The following is a 14,406-nucleotide window of genomic DNA, read 5'->3' on the forward strand; positions in this document are numbered from 1 at the left end:
AATTAATTTAATATTGTTTTCTTTAAAATTTCAATTTGAACTTGTGGGTTATATTTCTCATCAATAACTTTATAACACTGTTTTCTTATATCCTCCCTAAGTTCAATATCTTTTGATACCCACAATTTAATTTTATTCACTAAATCAATCAAAGAACTCTCATTAAAAAAATCTCCAGACACTCCTTTATTAATAGCTTCAAATTCTGGCATTTGATTTTTAAAATTGTCATGAGTAATTATTGGTGTACCATAAACCAAGCTATGCATAGCAGTTAACCCAATGTTTCCTGGAGATACACAAACACTTGAATTGTAAATTAGCTCGCCCAAAATTTCTTCAGAATAACATGCTCCATACATCCAAACTTGCTTACTTATTCCAATATCCTCAGAAATACTTTCTATATTTACACCTTCTGAATCATTACCAACTATAACTAAATTACAAAAATGTCCTTCAGAATTTAATACTTTTAATGCATTAAGTATCATCTCAAGCTTCTTTACTTTTTGTACTCTTCCAATATATATTAAAACTGGAAAATCATTTTTAAAATGATTTGAATAAATTTTAGATTCATTTAAAGATTTCCTAATTTCCATCTGTTTTTTATAATCTAAAGAATTATAGATACAAACAAGTTTTTCTGGTATGAATCCCTCATTTATCATTAAATCTCGAGCATAATCACCATATAAAAGGACCTTTGTCGAAAGATTAAAAAAGCATTTTTTTAAAATAACTTTTACTTTTGTTTCTTTTCCATACCACCCATGAGACCATAAATATGTCTTTTTACCAAATAGTTTAGCTAATAATAGAATTATCCATGTAGAAATAGAGTGGGGTTCACCAGATAATATATAATGTTTGTAAGGCTTAAATACTTTATCAATCGTATTTGTTTGCCAATAAAAACCTTTAAATAAATCAATCTGCTTTCCAGAACCTTTATATCCTTTTAAAGTATGATAATCCATTTGCTTAAAGGGTGGAGTTTCCCACTCTGTTATGTAAAAATCACACTTCAACTCCTTATCCATTAATTGATATATAGGTTGCCTATATAGGGCTGCTAGATTGAAAATGGAACATATTTCTGATTTCATATTATAATTTATAAGAAAGTGTAATATTATTTATTTTTTAATTGATCTCTCAGCTGTTCTAAATACGCTTTTCCATAACGTAAATCAGGCTCTAAATAATTACCCTCTCCCCATTCATTCCATGATTTCACGAAAATTAATTGTTCCTCTTTTGGTTTGTTCTTAACAACTTCTAAAGCTCTTTTTATTACATCTCCAAAATATTTCGGTTTTGATTTATGTAAAATTATTGCTCTACCTCCAGAACGAGGAGAATGATCCCAATTGGGTGCTATTACTGGTATAATATCGTTTTGTTTACATTTATCTGTTACCATATATTTAATAGCTTTTTTATACAAAAACCTAGTTGGTCTTTTTAAATATTCACGATTAAACATATAATACCCTTTTTGAAAAATATTTTTATGATGATGAATATTAAAAACGTCATCATTATATATTGCATCTATATCTAATGCTTTTATCTTTTCATAATCTCTAGAATCTGCATCTCTGGCTACAAAATGAAAATCGTTTAACCCATTCTCTTTAGCTAAAGCTCTCCAAACCTTAACAAAAACACTAATTTCACTAGATCCTAGTGGGTTATATATAACAAAAAATAACTTATTATTAACTCTTATATATCTATTATCCTTAAACGCATCTAATAAACTATAAAAATGGCTTATATAGTCTTCTTCTCCTGGATACAATTGTTCTACTAAAAGCTCGGATGTTCCGTTTTTATCAAACTGTTTTTTTTCCCAAGAATGATTTGCCCACGCCAAACAAAAAGGAAAATCAGGTTTATTCGATTTAACCACTTCTTCAAAAGGTTTTTCTAACAATCGCTTTCCATTTCCAAACCAATAATGCCAATAACAAAAGCCATCAATTCCATGTTCTTGTGCTAATTTAGCCTGTGCTATTCTTGTTTCTTCTAATCTCAAATCATAAAAACCTAAATCTGCTGGAATATTTGGTTGATGATGTCCCCAAAATAATGGTCTTGCTTTTGCAACATTTGTCCATTCTGAAAACCCTTTCCCCCACCACTCATCATTTTCTGGAACAGGGTGAAATTGTGGTAAATAAAAAGCTAAAATCTTTGTCATACTCTTTTAATTTTTAACAATAAATAAATAATAATAGTACTAATCCAAGCTATAGAGTTATTCCTTCCAATAACAAATACCCCCATAAATAAATAGTTTAAGTATACAAAACATAAAAACAATTCTGGGATACCTATTACCTGTTTCTTTAGTATACGCACAAAATACATCGGAATTAATAATGCTATTATAAAGGTACCGTTAGGCCCAAAATCAATATACCAAGCCCCTACAAAGGTGAAAAAACTTGTTCCAAAATGTGTCCCTAAATCGGAAATATCTATGGGTGTATATCCTAAAAATTTAATTAACCAATCAAAAAAATAGCTCCCATTTCCAAAAGCCTCAATAGTATCTGTCAATCCATAATTAAACACTAACATTGAATGTCCAAAATAAAATAACAGACTTGAAGATTGGTCACCATCACCAAAGCGAGAATTAGTAACGGCTATCGAATAAATCAAAAATAAAACAAGGAAAGAAGAACCAATAAAATATATTGTTCTCTTAATCTTTGAATTTAATTTATTTTTAAACCAAATAAAAGCACATAAAAAAGAGAAAATTAATGATACAATTAAACCTCTAGAAGCTGTATTAATAGCTACCAAAAACGTTGTAAAAACAATAGAAAGTGTTAGAAAAAACAACCATTTCTTATTAATATTTTTATAGATAAGAGATACAAATAAAATTATTATTGCTAATGGTTTTAAATAACTAACAAATATCTTAGCAAACCTTTCTATTTGATTATTATACAATTTTATTTCACCTGCATACATATCCATTCTTAATGTAGCCCACTCACCACTATTAACATTTTCAATTGCCAAACTTGAACCATAATAGATATCAATAAGAGCACAAAAACAATAGATATATATAAAATTATTTAAAAAATTTATATTTCTTATTTTAATTTTATTTATAAAACTACTTGTATCCATTAAAAATGGCCTAACTGCTAACATTACAATTACATATAAATAAATAAATGACCAATAATTTAGATCCCATTCATTTTGATGATCTTTTAAATATAAAACACACAATACTGCGGTAATAGCATATAGTGTTAATATTACAAAACCGACATCTATCTTACGTCTTATATATATATATATATAAAGCGTTATTATGTATAAAAAACTATTTACTATTGCCGGTTCCATTAAAAAATTTTATCAGTTTTTTTATAACTTCTAATAACTCTTGCAGGAATACCTGCAGCTATTGAGTAGTTCGGAATATTCTTTGTTACAACTGAATTTGCACCTATAATAACACCTTCACCTAAAATAACGCCACTTAAAACTGTAACTTTATCCCCTAACCAAACCCGATCACTAATTATAACACCACCTTTTGAGCTAACTTCTCTTCTTGAAGGAGGTAAAAGAAGTTCTTCATAATTATTACAATTTCCATGAGAATTATCGGTTATAGTTACTTTTTTCCCAAAAAGCACATTATCACCAATTTTAATTTTTTTAATAGCAGTTATATGACAATCATCACCGATATAAGTGTTATCTCCGATAGAAATACTCGGGTTTGCAATACTTTTTTTATCCCATGCAGTAATACAAGAACGTTTGCCTATAGAGACGTTTTTGCCAATAGAAATATATTTTTCACCTACAAAAAAAGAAGGGAAATTTATTATAGAATTTTTTCCGAAAACGACAAATTCTTTAGAAACATACCCAGTATAAACGTTTCTAAAAAAACCTAAAACAGCCTTAAAAATCGATAATGGAAAAATAGTTCCCAAAAACCGACCTAACTTTCTTGCTAATACTCTTACCAAAATTTCATTCTATTTATTATTATTAATATTATAAAATATCTGTTATTCCTAAAAATCCGGCTCATCAATAAAGAAAAACATTTTTTTTAATTTTTTATTTCTTATACAAGAAAGTAAATTTAACTATATAATTGAATAATATTGTATTAAAGAGATGATTTCTAATCATATCTAAGATTCTTTTTATTCAAAAAATCAAAAAGAAATGAAGAAATTATCTATTAACAAGTTTATATAACAGACTAACTAATCTAAATCCAAAAATTTTCAATAAAATAAGACGAAATTTGGATAAAATTGGAACATCAATTTTTGAGATACTTAAAGTTGAATATTTATATGATTGAAAATGAGTTATACATTCTTGAAATGGTTTATATGAATGTTGATTTATTGCATTTAATAAACCAATTGAGTAATGGCAATACTTATTTAAAAAGATTAAACTTGTTTTATCGTTAAGCTCTATATAATCTAACATTCTCCTATAAGCATCTAATACATCTTGCCATTTTTTAATATCTCTAGTACTCTTCATTATAGAATCTTCACGAACTCTATAATAATATATTCCTTCATTTGATAAATAAATATTTTTGATTACTTTAATAATATCGGGCAATATGTAACCATCTTCAAATATTTTCCCTTTTGGAAACCTAATACTTTTAAAAACCTCTCTTTTGTATATATTTATCCAAGCAGAGCAAATATATTTATCAGAGAATATATATTCAAATATTTCTTTTTTGTTGTCTATTTTTAAAGGAACGTTTTTTGTCACATTATTGTTAATTCCATCAAATTTACAGTATTGGCAAACCAAAAAATCAACATCTTCATTTGATTGAAGGTAATCTACATTATTTTTGTAAAAATCCTTGGAAATAAAATCATCTGAATCTATAAATGAAAGGTATTTCCCAGTTGCATTGTCAATACCAAAATTTCGAGCTTCACTTAATCCACCATTAGGTTTATGAATAACTTTTATTCTTTTGTCCATTATAGCATATGAATCACATATTTCGGAACAATTATCAGTAGAACCGTCATTAATTAATATTAATTCATAATCATCAAATGGTTGTTTTAAAATACTATCTAAACACTCTTTTAAGTATTTTTCAACATTATAAATGGGAACAATTATGGAAAGTAATGGTTTCATTTTAAAAATTTAATAATTAAATAATAATTTATGCTTATTTGCTACATATAGACATAATATGAAAGTAAAGCTCTCTGTTAACAAGGACATATAACTAATTGTATAAACATTAATTTCTTTTATAAATACTAAAGAACTAACACCTATCAAAAAGAATAAACAACTATAAATAGTGTTTTTTAGAAAAATTTTCTCAAGATTAAATGGGATTAACCTATTACTTCCCAAAAATATATTAAAGGCTACTAAAATTGAAGATAAGGATAGTATTAAAACAATTTTTTTTGCTTCTAAACTATATTCCCCCGTTAAAATATAAATAACGTCTTCTATAAAAAAGAATAAACATAAAAAAGATACTACTGTAAAACCAACTGTTATAAACATAACCTTATTAATAAATGACACTTTCTTTTCTCTACTAATCTTCGGAAAAGTAGCTTGTGAAATCATATTTATTGGCACCTTAAATACAATAGTTATTTTTTCAGCTAAATCGTAAATTGTCACCTCCGTCATTCCTAAAAAAGCACCTACTAGTAACTTACTTACATTTACATAAATTTGAATAGACAAAGAAGATATAAACAGTGGGAAACTATCTATAAAAAAAGACTTTAAAACTAAATAAGGTTGTTTTATAAAGCTGATTTTTTCTTTTACAAAAACAACATACAGCGCTGTTAACCCTCCAATTAATGCTCCAATAACATTTAGTGTTGGAACAATCAAATAATCTGTCTTTTCTTTTACAAATACAAAAATGGCTATAACAAATAATAACCTAACACTAATATTAATAAATGTTATGTATTTCATTTTTTCAAGTCCTTGAAAAAACCAAGTTGGAAATAATAATTCATTAAATGTTAAAAAGAAAGAAATAATATAAAGTAACCAATCCTTTCTCAAAAAGGGAACAAAATATATAATAGAAAAATAAACAAGTAGACAGGCAAACCAAAGAAAAAATTTAATAGAATAGATACTTGATACTATTTTTGATAGATTTGTTAAATTATCTCTATTACGTGCAATGTCTTTAGTTCCTGAAATGTTAAATCCAAAGTTTATAATTACAGCAATATTCACAGCTATAGTCTGGGCAAATATTACTGAACCATAAACGTTAAAACCCAGAATTCTTATAAGATAAGGATATGTTATAAATGGAAATAACAACGAAAACATTTGTAATATTGTTAAATAAGAGAAATTTTCTAATATTTTTTTATTGCTTTTAAATATTTGTTGTACTATTTTCAACATAAAGTTATAAGATATTCAAACAATTGGTTAAAGACTCTTTCCAATAAGGAACCTCAACATTAAACTGTTTTTTTATTTTCGATTTACTTAACACACTATACAAAGGGCGTTTAGCTATCGTAGGATATTCTGATGTTTCAATTGCATTTACTTTTACCGAGATATAATTCAACTCAAAAATTGCTTTTGCAAAATCATACCAAGAACATACTCCTTCGTTTGAATAATGATACACTTCCACCTCTTTTGTTTCTAATTGAGGAATAATATCTAAAATAGCCTTCGCCAAATCTTTTGCATACGTTGGGGTACCCACTTGATCAAAAATAACCCCGAGTTCGTCTCTTTCTTTTCCAAGACGTATCATCGTTTTTACAAAGTTGTTTCCATAACTAGAATATACCCATGAAGTACGAATAATAATAGAATCTTCAGGGTTAATTTCTTGCATTGCTAATTCTCCATCCAATTTCGTTTTTCCATAAACGGATTGTGGATTTGGCTCATTTGTCTCAATATAAGGTTGATAATTGGTGCCATCAAATACATAATCTGTAGATACCTGAATTAATTTGATACCTTGTTCTTTGGCTATTTTAGCAAAGTTACGCACAGCCAAATGATTTATTTTATCACTCAACTCAAGCTCATTTTCCGCTCTATCAACAGCAGTATAAGCTGCACAATTAATAATTATATCTATATTATTTTTTTCAATAAAAATTTTAACAGATAATTGATTTGTAATATCCAACTCTTTAATATCTGTAAAATAAAAACTATATTTTGGATAATTTTTTTCTAAATCTTTAATTTCAGAACCTAATTGCCCATTTCCTCCAGTAACTAATATATTATGCATATAAATCGATATTATAATCAAAATACTCAGCATCTAAAAAACTAGATTGCTTTGTATCCTTTTGTGACAATTGTAATTCTTCCAAAGGCAATTTCCAATCAATCCCTAAGTCTTTATCATCAAATGTAATACCTCTATCACATTCAGGGCTATAGTAATTATCTACCTTATAAGCAAAAACTGCTTCTTCACTTAATACACTAAAACCATGTGCAAAACCTCTAGGAACTAGCAACTGTTTTTTATTCTCTTCTGTTAATTCAACTGCCACATGCTTTCCGAAAGTTGGAGACCCTTTTCTAATATCAACAGCTACATCTAATACTCTTCCTTTAATTACTCTAACTAATTTAGTTTGAGCAAAAGGAGGTAATTGAAAATGTAAACCTCGTAAGACACCAAAACTAGATTTTGATTCGTTATCTTGACAAAAATTAATCTTATGCCCTAAAAAATCTAGTAACTTATCTTCTCTAAATGACTCTATAAAATAGCCTCTTTCATCACCAAAAACTTGTGGTTCACAAATAATTACATCTGGAATTTCTGTTCTAATAAATTTCATTATAAATTTTTAACCCTATTAATCAAATACTGTCCGTAACCATTTTTCTTCAAAGGCTCTGCCAACAATAACAATTCTTCTTTTGAAATATACCCCATTTCGAATGCTATCTCTTCTAGGCAAGCGACCTTTAAGCCTTGTCTATTTTCAATGGCTTGAATATAATTAGACGCTTCTAATAATGATTCATGAGTACCTGTATCTAACCAAGCATATCCCCTTCCCATTAATTCAACTTTTAACTGTTCTTGTTCTAAATATACTTGATTTACAGTAGTAATTTCTAACTCACCTCTTTCACTTGGCTTTACATTTTCAGCAATCTCAATTACTGAATTGGGATAAAAATACAAACCAACAACAGCATAATTACTTTTAGGAGTTTCTGGTTTTTCCTCTATAGATAATGCTTTTCCAGTTGCATCAAAATCAACAACTCCATATCTTTCTGGGTCTTGCACATAATAACCGAACACAGTCGCCTTCCCTTCTTCTTTTACATTTTTTATTGAAGATGTCAAAAGGTTAACAAAACCATGACCATAAAAGATATTATCTCCCAGAACTAAGCAAACATCATCATCGGCTATAAATTCTTTCCCTAAAATAAATGCTTGTGCCAAACCATCAGGAGAGGGCTGTACTTTATATGAAAGTTTTAGTCCTAAATCAGAACCAGTACCCAATAATTTTCTAAAATTAGGTAAATCATCTGGTGTTGAAATAATTAATACTTCACGTATACCTGCTAACATTAAAACAGACAAAGGATAATAAATCATCGGTTTGTCATTAATAGGTAAAAGCTGTTTTGAAGTTGCTTTTGTTAGTGGGTATAATCTAGTACCTGAACCTCCTGCTAAAATAATTCCTTTCATAATAATTTATTTGTATTGCTTTTCATAATAATTTTTATAATCACCATTTACTATACTCTGCATCCATTCTTTATTATTTAAATACCAGTCAATTGTTTTAGACAATCCCTGCTCAAAAGTTACTGACGGCTTCCATCCTAACTCCTTGTTTATTTTAGATGCATCAATTGCATAACGTAAATCGTGACCAGGTCTATCCTTCACATACGTAATTAACTTTTCACTCTCACCTTCACTTCTCCCTAACTTCTGATTCATTTGGACACACAATAATTTTATCAAATCAATGTTTTGCCACTCATTAAAACCTCCAATATTATAGGTCTCTTTATTCTTTCCTTTATGAAAAACTAAATCAATTGCAATGGCATGATCTACAACATAAAGCCAATCTCTCGTATATTTACCATTACCATAAACGGGCAATGCTTTGTTATTTATAATATTATTTATAAATAAAGGTATTAATTTCTCTGGAAATTGATTTGCCCCGTAATTATTAGAACAGTTCGAAATAACATAAGGTAAGCCGTAAGTTTCCCCATAAGCTCTTACAAAATGATCTGAACTTGCTTTTGACGCTGAATAAGGTGAGTTAGGGTCATAAGGAGTTGTTTCTGTAAACAAACCTGTCTCTCCTAAAGTACCATAAACCTCATCTGTACTTACGTGATAGAATAACTTATCATTCCAATTATTTTGCCATAAATTCTTAAATGAATTCAACAAAACCATAGACCCTAAAATATTAGTTTTAGCAAAAGACAAAGGGTCAGTTATTGATCTATCTACATGAGATTCTGCTGCAAGATGAACAACACTATCAAATCTATATTCTTTAAATATACTCTCAATATATTCTTCATTTGTAATGTCACCTTTCAAGAAAGTATAATTATCAGATTTATCAATATCCGACAAATTCTCTAAATTCCCTGCATATGTCAATGAATCTAAATTAAAAATGTCATATTCTGGATAAGTGTTTACAAACAACCTTACCACGTGTGAACCGATAAAACCAGCTCCTCCAGTAATTAATATTTTTTTTTTCATAATATTTTAATATTCAAAATGCTTTTTTAATTTTAAAAATTTCTTCTCAAGCAACTCAAAACTGATAAAAGATATCAGATAAGATAAAGAGAATTTTACTAAAAAATCTAGGATTATATAATCAATACTTAAATAAGAATCAATTAAGAAATAAACAAATGGGTGATATACATACAATCCGTAACTAACCTTTCCTGAAAACTGTAAATAACTAAAATTAAGGCTCTTATTTATAAAACTATCATGCTTTATAGATAAAACATACCATAAGCCAAAGAAATAAGTTAAAGGTAAAATAAGATATTTAACAACCTGTACATAATTATTTCCTTCTCCAGAAAAGAAAAAACTAATTAAACCTATTGAAACAACAAGAATTAAAAGCACAGGTTTCACCAATTTTAATTTATCCGAATTAAAATATTTTTTCAATTCTAAAAATGCTAGTAGAGCACCTATTGCCAAAGAATCAAATCTCGTAAACGTAAAATAGAAAACCCCAACCCCGTTATTAACCATATAAATCCTTAAAGTAAAAGCAAAAACTATAATTAACGCAATAATTCTTATAATATTCTTGTTTGAAAAAAAATATATAATAAAAGGCCAAAACAAATAAAAATGTTCTTCGACAGCTAAAGACCAAAAATGTCCAGGACCGTTTGTTGTCAGCCAACCAAAAGTCCTAGCAAAGTTTTGTAAATATGTATAAAAATATAATTGATCGGATACTGGCGTATAGCGAGAATAAACACAAGGCTCTCCACTACCAAAAAGATAGGGCGCCACAAAAAAACTAAAAAACAGAAAAAAATAATACAAAGGAAATATCCTAAGACTTCTCCTCAAATAGAATTTTTTAAAATACCCCTCATCACTTTTCGTATTTAACAGAATTCTTGTAATTAAAAATCCAGATAATACAAAAAACAAAGTAACCCCTGTTTGCCCCAAAATAGATATTTTTTTTACGACATTAAGTATCATGGAGTTATTATTAAATGATCTATGAAAAAAATGAAAGAACATAACCATAATTGCAGCTAAACCTCTTACACCATCTAAATTTTTATAATACGGTATTCTCATATATAGAATTTTAAGTAATCACATTCAAATAGGAATGTAAGTCACTAATAATTATTAAAGTCTTACTCAGCCTGTTTCAAAATTTCATGACCTGCCTTTAACAAATCAACATCTTTTTTCATTAAAGAAACATCCCCTTTCATCATATCTTTCACTAAAGAAGCTAAATCATGTTCTGGAACCCATCCTAATTTTTCTTTTGCTTTGGTTGGATCTCCTATTAACAAATCAACTTCAGTTGGGCGAAAATAAGTAGGGTCAACAGATAAAACTTCTTTACCTATTTCTATTTGAAAATCTTTATGATTACAAGCTACTACATAGGCTTTTTCCTCAACACCTTCACCTTTAAAGGCAACCTCTATCCCCACTTCTTCAAAAGCAAAACGTACAAAGTCTCTTACTGTAGTTGTAACTCCTGTTGCAATTACCCAGTCTTCTGGTTTATCTGCTTGTAAAATCATCCACATCATACGAACATAATCTTTTGCATGCCCCCAATCACGTTTTGCTTCTAAGTTACCCAGAAACACTTTTTCTTGTAGACCAAGTGCTATTTTAGCTACTGCACGTGTAATTTTTCTTGTCACAAAAGTTTCACCTCTTCTTGGTGACTCATGATTAAATAAAATACCATTACAAGCAAACATATTATAAGCTTCACGATAGTTTTTAGTAATCCAGAATCCATAAATCTTTGCTACACCATATGGCGAACGTGGATAAAATGGAGAATCTTCATCATAAAAACCTCTTTCGTTTTTATTTTCTGGCATACCACCATATAATTCTGATGTAGAAGCCTGATAAATTCTTGTTTTCTTTTCTAAGCCTAAAATTCTTACTGCTTCTAAGATTCTTAAAGTTCCTAATCCATCAACATTACCGACATATTCTGGTGTATCAAAAGAAACAGCAACATGAGACATAGCCCCTAAGTTATAAATCTCATCAGGTTGACACTCTTGGATGATACGTGTCAAATTCATTGCGTCAGTCAGATCACCATAATGCAATTTTAGTCTTAAATCTGAAGCATGCGGATCTTGATATAAATGATCTATCCGATCTGTATTAAACAAAGAAGATCTTCTTTTAATACCATGTACCATATAGCCTTTTTCTAATAACAACTCAGCTAAATAAGAGCCATCCTGTCCTGTAATCCCTGTAATTAATGCTACTTTCATATTTGGTTTAATTGACTAATTTTACTTCTTTTATATTTTCAATATTGTTTAAAAACCAGCTATAGGTTTTTTGTATTCCTTCTTCTAATTCTACTGAATAACTCCAACCTAAGTTTTTCATCTTAGAGACATCCATTAATTTTCTTGGAGTTCCATCTGGTTTTTCAGCATCCCAAACAATTTGACCGCTATGGCCTGTTACTTTTTGGATCGTTTCCGCCAATTCTTTTATGGTAATATCCTTACCTGAACCTACATTGTATAAGTATTCTGGTAATTTATTCTCTAAAGCATAGACAACAGCTTCAGCCATATCATCCACAAACAAAAACTCCCTCATAGGTGTACCACTACCCCAAAGCATTACGTCTGAATTATTATTATTTTTAGCTTCATGAAACTTACGAATCATTGCAGGTAAAACATGAGATGATTTTAAATCAAAATTATCATGAGTACCATATAAGTTTGTTGGCATTAAACTTACATAATCTTTATTGAATTGTTTTCTTATGGCTTGGCAAGCCTTAACGCCAGTGATTTTAGCGATTGCATACCATTCATTTGTTGGCTCTAAAGAATCTGTTAATAAATATTCTTCTTTTAATGGCTGTGGAGCAAATTTTGGGTAAATACAAGAACTTCCTAAAAAAATAAATTTTTCAATTCCTGATTTTAGCGCACCATCTATTAAGCTATTCTGAATTTGCATATTCTCCATTAAAAACTGATATGGAAAATCATTATTTGCTAAAATACCACCCACTTTTGCGGCAGCATCAATAACAATTTCGGGCTTTTCTGTAGTATAAAAATCTTTTACAGCCTCTTGATCTCTTAAATCTAATTCTTGACTAGTTCTTCCAATTAAGTTTGTGTATCCTTTTTTTTCTAAAGTTCTCCAAACTGCAGAACCAACCATTCCTCTATGGCCAGCGATATAAATTTTTGTTGACTTATCCATTAATAAAAAAATTATTTACCTATCTGGTAATATTCAAAACCTTTATCCTCTAAATTAAATGCATTATATTGGTTTCTACCATCAAAAATAACCGGAGAAATCAATTGAGATTTTATCTCTTCAAAATCTGGAGATCTAAATTCTTTCCATTCTGTTAAAAGAATTAAAGCATCTGCATTCTTTAAAACCTCATATTTAGATTCTAAATACGTTACGTTATCAACTCCATTTAAGTAACACTCTTTAGCCTCTTCTATTGCCTTAGGATCATACGCTTGTACTTTTGCGCCTCTACTTACCAATTCTTTTATAACATAGATGGATGGTGCTTCTCTCATATCATCTGTCCCTGGTTTAAAAGCCAAGCCCCATAAAGCAAAAGTTAACCCTGTTAAATCCTCACCAAATCGCTTCACAATCTTCTGTGCGATTACTAACTTCTGAGCATCATTGACATCCTCTACAGAAGTTATTAAATTTGCTTTATAACCATATTCTTCTGCAATTTTCTTTAAAGCTTTTACGTCTTTAGGAAAACAAGAACCTCCATAACCAGCACCTGGATAAATAAAACTATAGCCTATTCTTTTATCTGAACCAATACCTATTCTAACCTGATTTGCATCAGCACCAACTCTTTCACAAATGTTAGCTATTTCATTCATAAATGAAATTTTGGTTGCCAACATAGCATTAGCAGCATATTTAGTCATTTCTGCAGAGCGAATATCCATTGTTATAAAACGATCATGCGTTCTAAAGAAAGGAGAATACAATTGCTTCATTTTATCAAAAGCATAATCAGAATCTGCACCAATAACAACTCTATCTGGTTTCATAAAATCATCTATAGCGGCTCCTTCTTTTAAAAATTCCGGATTTGAAACTACATGAAACTTTAATTGAAGACCTCTTTTATCTAATTCTTTTTGAATTGTTGCTTTTACTTTGTCTGCTGTTCCAATTGGAACCGTAGATTTATCGACAACAACCAACTCTTTAACCATAGATTCCCCAATAGATTTAGCTACTGCCAAAACATATTGTAAATCTGCAGAACCATCATCTCCCATAGGCGTACCTACAGCTATAAAAACAATTTCAGCATCTTTAATAGCTTCACTTAAATTAGTAGTGAAAAATAAATTTTTATTTTTCACATTTTTAAGCACCATTTGCTCTAAACCTGGCTCAAAAATAGGTATAATTCCGTTTTCTAATTTTTGTATTTTCTTTTGATCAATATCAATACAAGTTACTTTGTTTCCCATTTCAGAAAAACATGTTCCAGAAACTAACCCAACATAACCTGAACCAACCACAGCTATATTCAT

Annotated in this window: 14 protein-coding genes; all 14 read right to left on the reverse strand. The window is 29.0% G+C overall.

Annotation, left to right across the window (positions count from 1 at the left end; translation table 11 throughout):
* Positions 1–2: 2 nt before the first annotated feature.
* On the reverse strand, positions 3–1,112 hold the full coding sequence (locus BTO07_RS08060) for a glycosyltransferase (protein WP_087520746.1): 1,110 nt from the start codon (positions 1,110–1,112) through the stop codon (positions 3–5).
* 26 nt (positions 1,113–1,138) lie between these two features.
* Positions 1,139–2,212, reverse strand: coding sequence for a glycosyltransferase WbsX family protein (locus tag BTO07_RS08065; protein WP_087520747.1), 1,074 nt, complete (start codon positions 2,210–2,212; stop codon positions 1,139–1,141).
* Positions 2,209–3,390 (reverse strand): O-antigen polymerase, encoded by a 1,182-nt coding sequence (locus BTO07_RS08070; protein WP_087520748.1) that lies wholly within the window; start codon positions 3,388–3,390, stop codon positions 2,209–2,211. The genes BTO07_RS08065 and BTO07_RS08070 overlap by 4 nt, the downstream gene beginning before the upstream one ends.
* The gene (locus tag BTO07_RS08075; protein WP_157663310.1) at positions 3,390–4,028 is read right to left on the reverse strand and encodes an acyltransferase; all 639 of its coding nucleotides are present in this window, start codon (positions 4,026–4,028) and stop codon (positions 3,390–3,392) included. The genes BTO07_RS08070 and BTO07_RS08075 overlap by 1 nt, the downstream gene beginning before the upstream one ends.
* A gap of 214 nt (positions 4,029–4,242) precedes the next feature.
* A complete protein-coding gene (locus BTO07_RS08080; RefSeq protein ID WP_087520750.1) occupies positions 4,243–5,199 on the reverse strand; it encodes a glycosyltransferase family 2 protein in 957 nt (318 codons plus the stop codon).
* A gap of 9 nt (positions 5,200–5,208) precedes the next feature.
* Positions 5,209–6,468, reverse strand: a complete 1,260-nt coding sequence (locus BTO07_RS08085; protein ID WP_087520751.1) for an oligosaccharide flippase family protein — start codon at positions 6,466–6,468, stop codon at positions 5,209–5,211.
* Between the two features lie 4 nt (positions 6,469–6,472).
* Positions 6,473–7,330 (reverse strand): dTDP-4-dehydrorhamnose reductase, encoded by an 858-nt coding sequence (rfbD, locus tag BTO07_RS08090; RefSeq protein WP_087520752.1) that lies wholly within the window; start codon positions 7,328–7,330, stop codon positions 6,473–6,475.
* Positions 7,323–7,895: a dTDP-4-dehydrorhamnose 3,5-epimerase gene (gene rfbC / locus BTO07_RS08095; RefSeq protein WP_087520753.1), complete on the reverse strand. Its 573-nt coding sequence runs from the start codon at positions 7,893–7,895 to the stop codon at positions 7,323–7,325. The genes rfbD and rfbC overlap by 8 nt, the downstream gene beginning before the upstream one ends.
* Positions 7,895–8,773 (reverse strand): glucose-1-phosphate thymidylyltransferase RfbA, encoded by an 879-nt coding sequence (rfbA, locus tag BTO07_RS08100; RefSeq protein ID WP_087520754.1) that lies wholly within the window; start codon positions 8,771–8,773, stop codon positions 7,895–7,897. The genes rfbC and rfbA overlap by 1 nt, the downstream gene beginning before the upstream one ends.
* A gap of 6 nt (positions 8,774–8,779) precedes the next feature.
* The gene (gene rfbB, locus BTO07_RS08105) at positions 8,780–9,829 is read right to left on the reverse strand and encodes a dTDP-glucose 4,6-dehydratase (RefSeq protein ID WP_087520755.1); all 1,050 of its coding nucleotides are present in this window, start codon (positions 9,827–9,829) and stop codon (positions 8,780–8,782) included.
* 6 nt (positions 9,830–9,835) lie between these two features.
* Positions 9,836–10,918, reverse strand: coding sequence for an acyltransferase family protein (locus BTO07_RS08110; RefSeq protein WP_087520756.1), 1,083 nt, complete (start codon positions 10,916–10,918; stop codon positions 9,836–9,838).
* 62 nt (positions 10,919–10,980) lie between these two features.
* Positions 10,981–12,108 (reverse strand): GDP-mannose 4,6-dehydratase, encoded by a 1,128-nt coding sequence (gene gmd, locus BTO07_RS08115; RefSeq protein ID WP_087520757.1) that lies wholly within the window; start codon positions 12,106–12,108, stop codon positions 10,981–10,983.
* 7 nt (positions 12,109–12,115) lie between these two features.
* Positions 12,116–13,072: a GDP-L-fucose synthase family protein gene (locus BTO07_RS08120; protein ID WP_087520758.1), complete on the reverse strand. Its 957-nt coding sequence runs from the start codon at positions 13,070–13,072 to the stop codon at positions 12,116–12,118.
* Between the two features lie 11 nt (positions 13,073–13,083).
* Positions 13,084–14,406, reverse strand: coding sequence for a UDP-glucose dehydrogenase family protein (locus BTO07_RS08125; RefSeq protein ID WP_087520759.1), 1,323 nt, complete (start codon positions 14,404–14,406; stop codon positions 13,084–13,086).

The sequence above is a fragment of the Polaribacter sp. SA4-12 genome (assembly GCF_002163675.1).
In the GTDB taxonomy this organism is placed as follows: domain Bacteria; phylum Bacteroidota; class Bacteroidia; order Flavobacteriales; family Flavobacteriaceae; genus Polaribacter.

What these genes read in the sequence shown, in the direction of transcription:
- BTO07_RS08060 (WP_087520746.1), bottom strand. Translation starts at nt 1,112, where the DNA reads ATGAAATCAGAAATATGTTCCATTTTCAATCTAGCAGCCCTATATAGG.
- BTO07_RS08065 (WP_087520747.1), bottom strand. Translation starts at nt 2,212, where the DNA reads ATGACAAAGATTTTAGCTTTTTATTTACCACAATTTCACCCTGTTCCA.
- BTO07_RS08070 (WP_087520748.1), bottom strand. Translation starts at nt 3,390, where the DNA reads ATGGAACCGGCAATAGTAAATAGTTTTTTATACATAATAACGCTTTAT.
- BTO07_RS08080 (WP_087520750.1), bottom strand. Translation starts at nt 5,199, where the DNA reads ATGAAACCATTACTTTCCATAATTGTTCCCATTTATAATGTTGAAAAA.
- BTO07_RS08085 (WP_087520751.1), bottom strand. Translation starts at nt 6,468, where the DNA reads ATGTTGAAAATAGTACAACAAATATTTAAAAGCAATAAAAAAATATTA.
- rfbD (WP_087520752.1), bottom strand. Translation starts at nt 7,330, where the DNA reads ATGCATAATATATTAGTTACTGGAGGAAATGGGCAATTAGGTTCTGAA.
- rfbC (WP_087520753.1), bottom strand. Translation starts at nt 7,895, where the DNA reads ATGAAATTTATTAGAACAGAAATTCCAGATGTAATTATTTGTGAACCA.
- rfbA (WP_087520754.1), bottom strand. Translation starts at nt 8,773, where the DNA reads ATGAAAGGAATTATTTTAGCAGGAGGTTCAGGTACTAGATTATACCCA.
- rfbB (WP_087520755.1), bottom strand. Translation starts at nt 9,829, where the DNA reads ATGAAAAAAAAAATATTAATTACTGGAGGAGCTGGTTTTATCGGTTCA.
- BTO07_RS08110 (WP_087520756.1), bottom strand. Translation starts at nt 10,918, where the DNA reads ATGAGAATACCGTATTATAAAAATTTAGATGGTGTAAGAGGTTTAGCT.
- gmd (WP_087520757.1), bottom strand. Translation starts at nt 12,108, where the DNA reads ATGAAAGTAGCATTAATTACAGGGATTACAGGACAGGATGGCTCTTAT.
- BTO07_RS08120 (WP_087520758.1), bottom strand. Translation starts at nt 13,072, where the DNA reads ATGGATAAGTCAACAAAAATTTATATCGCTGGCCATAGAGGAATGGTT.
- BTO07_RS08125 (WP_087520759.1), bottom strand. Translation starts at nt 14,406, where the DNA reads ATGAATATAGCTGTGGTTGGTTCAGGTTATGTTGGGTTAGTTTCTGGA.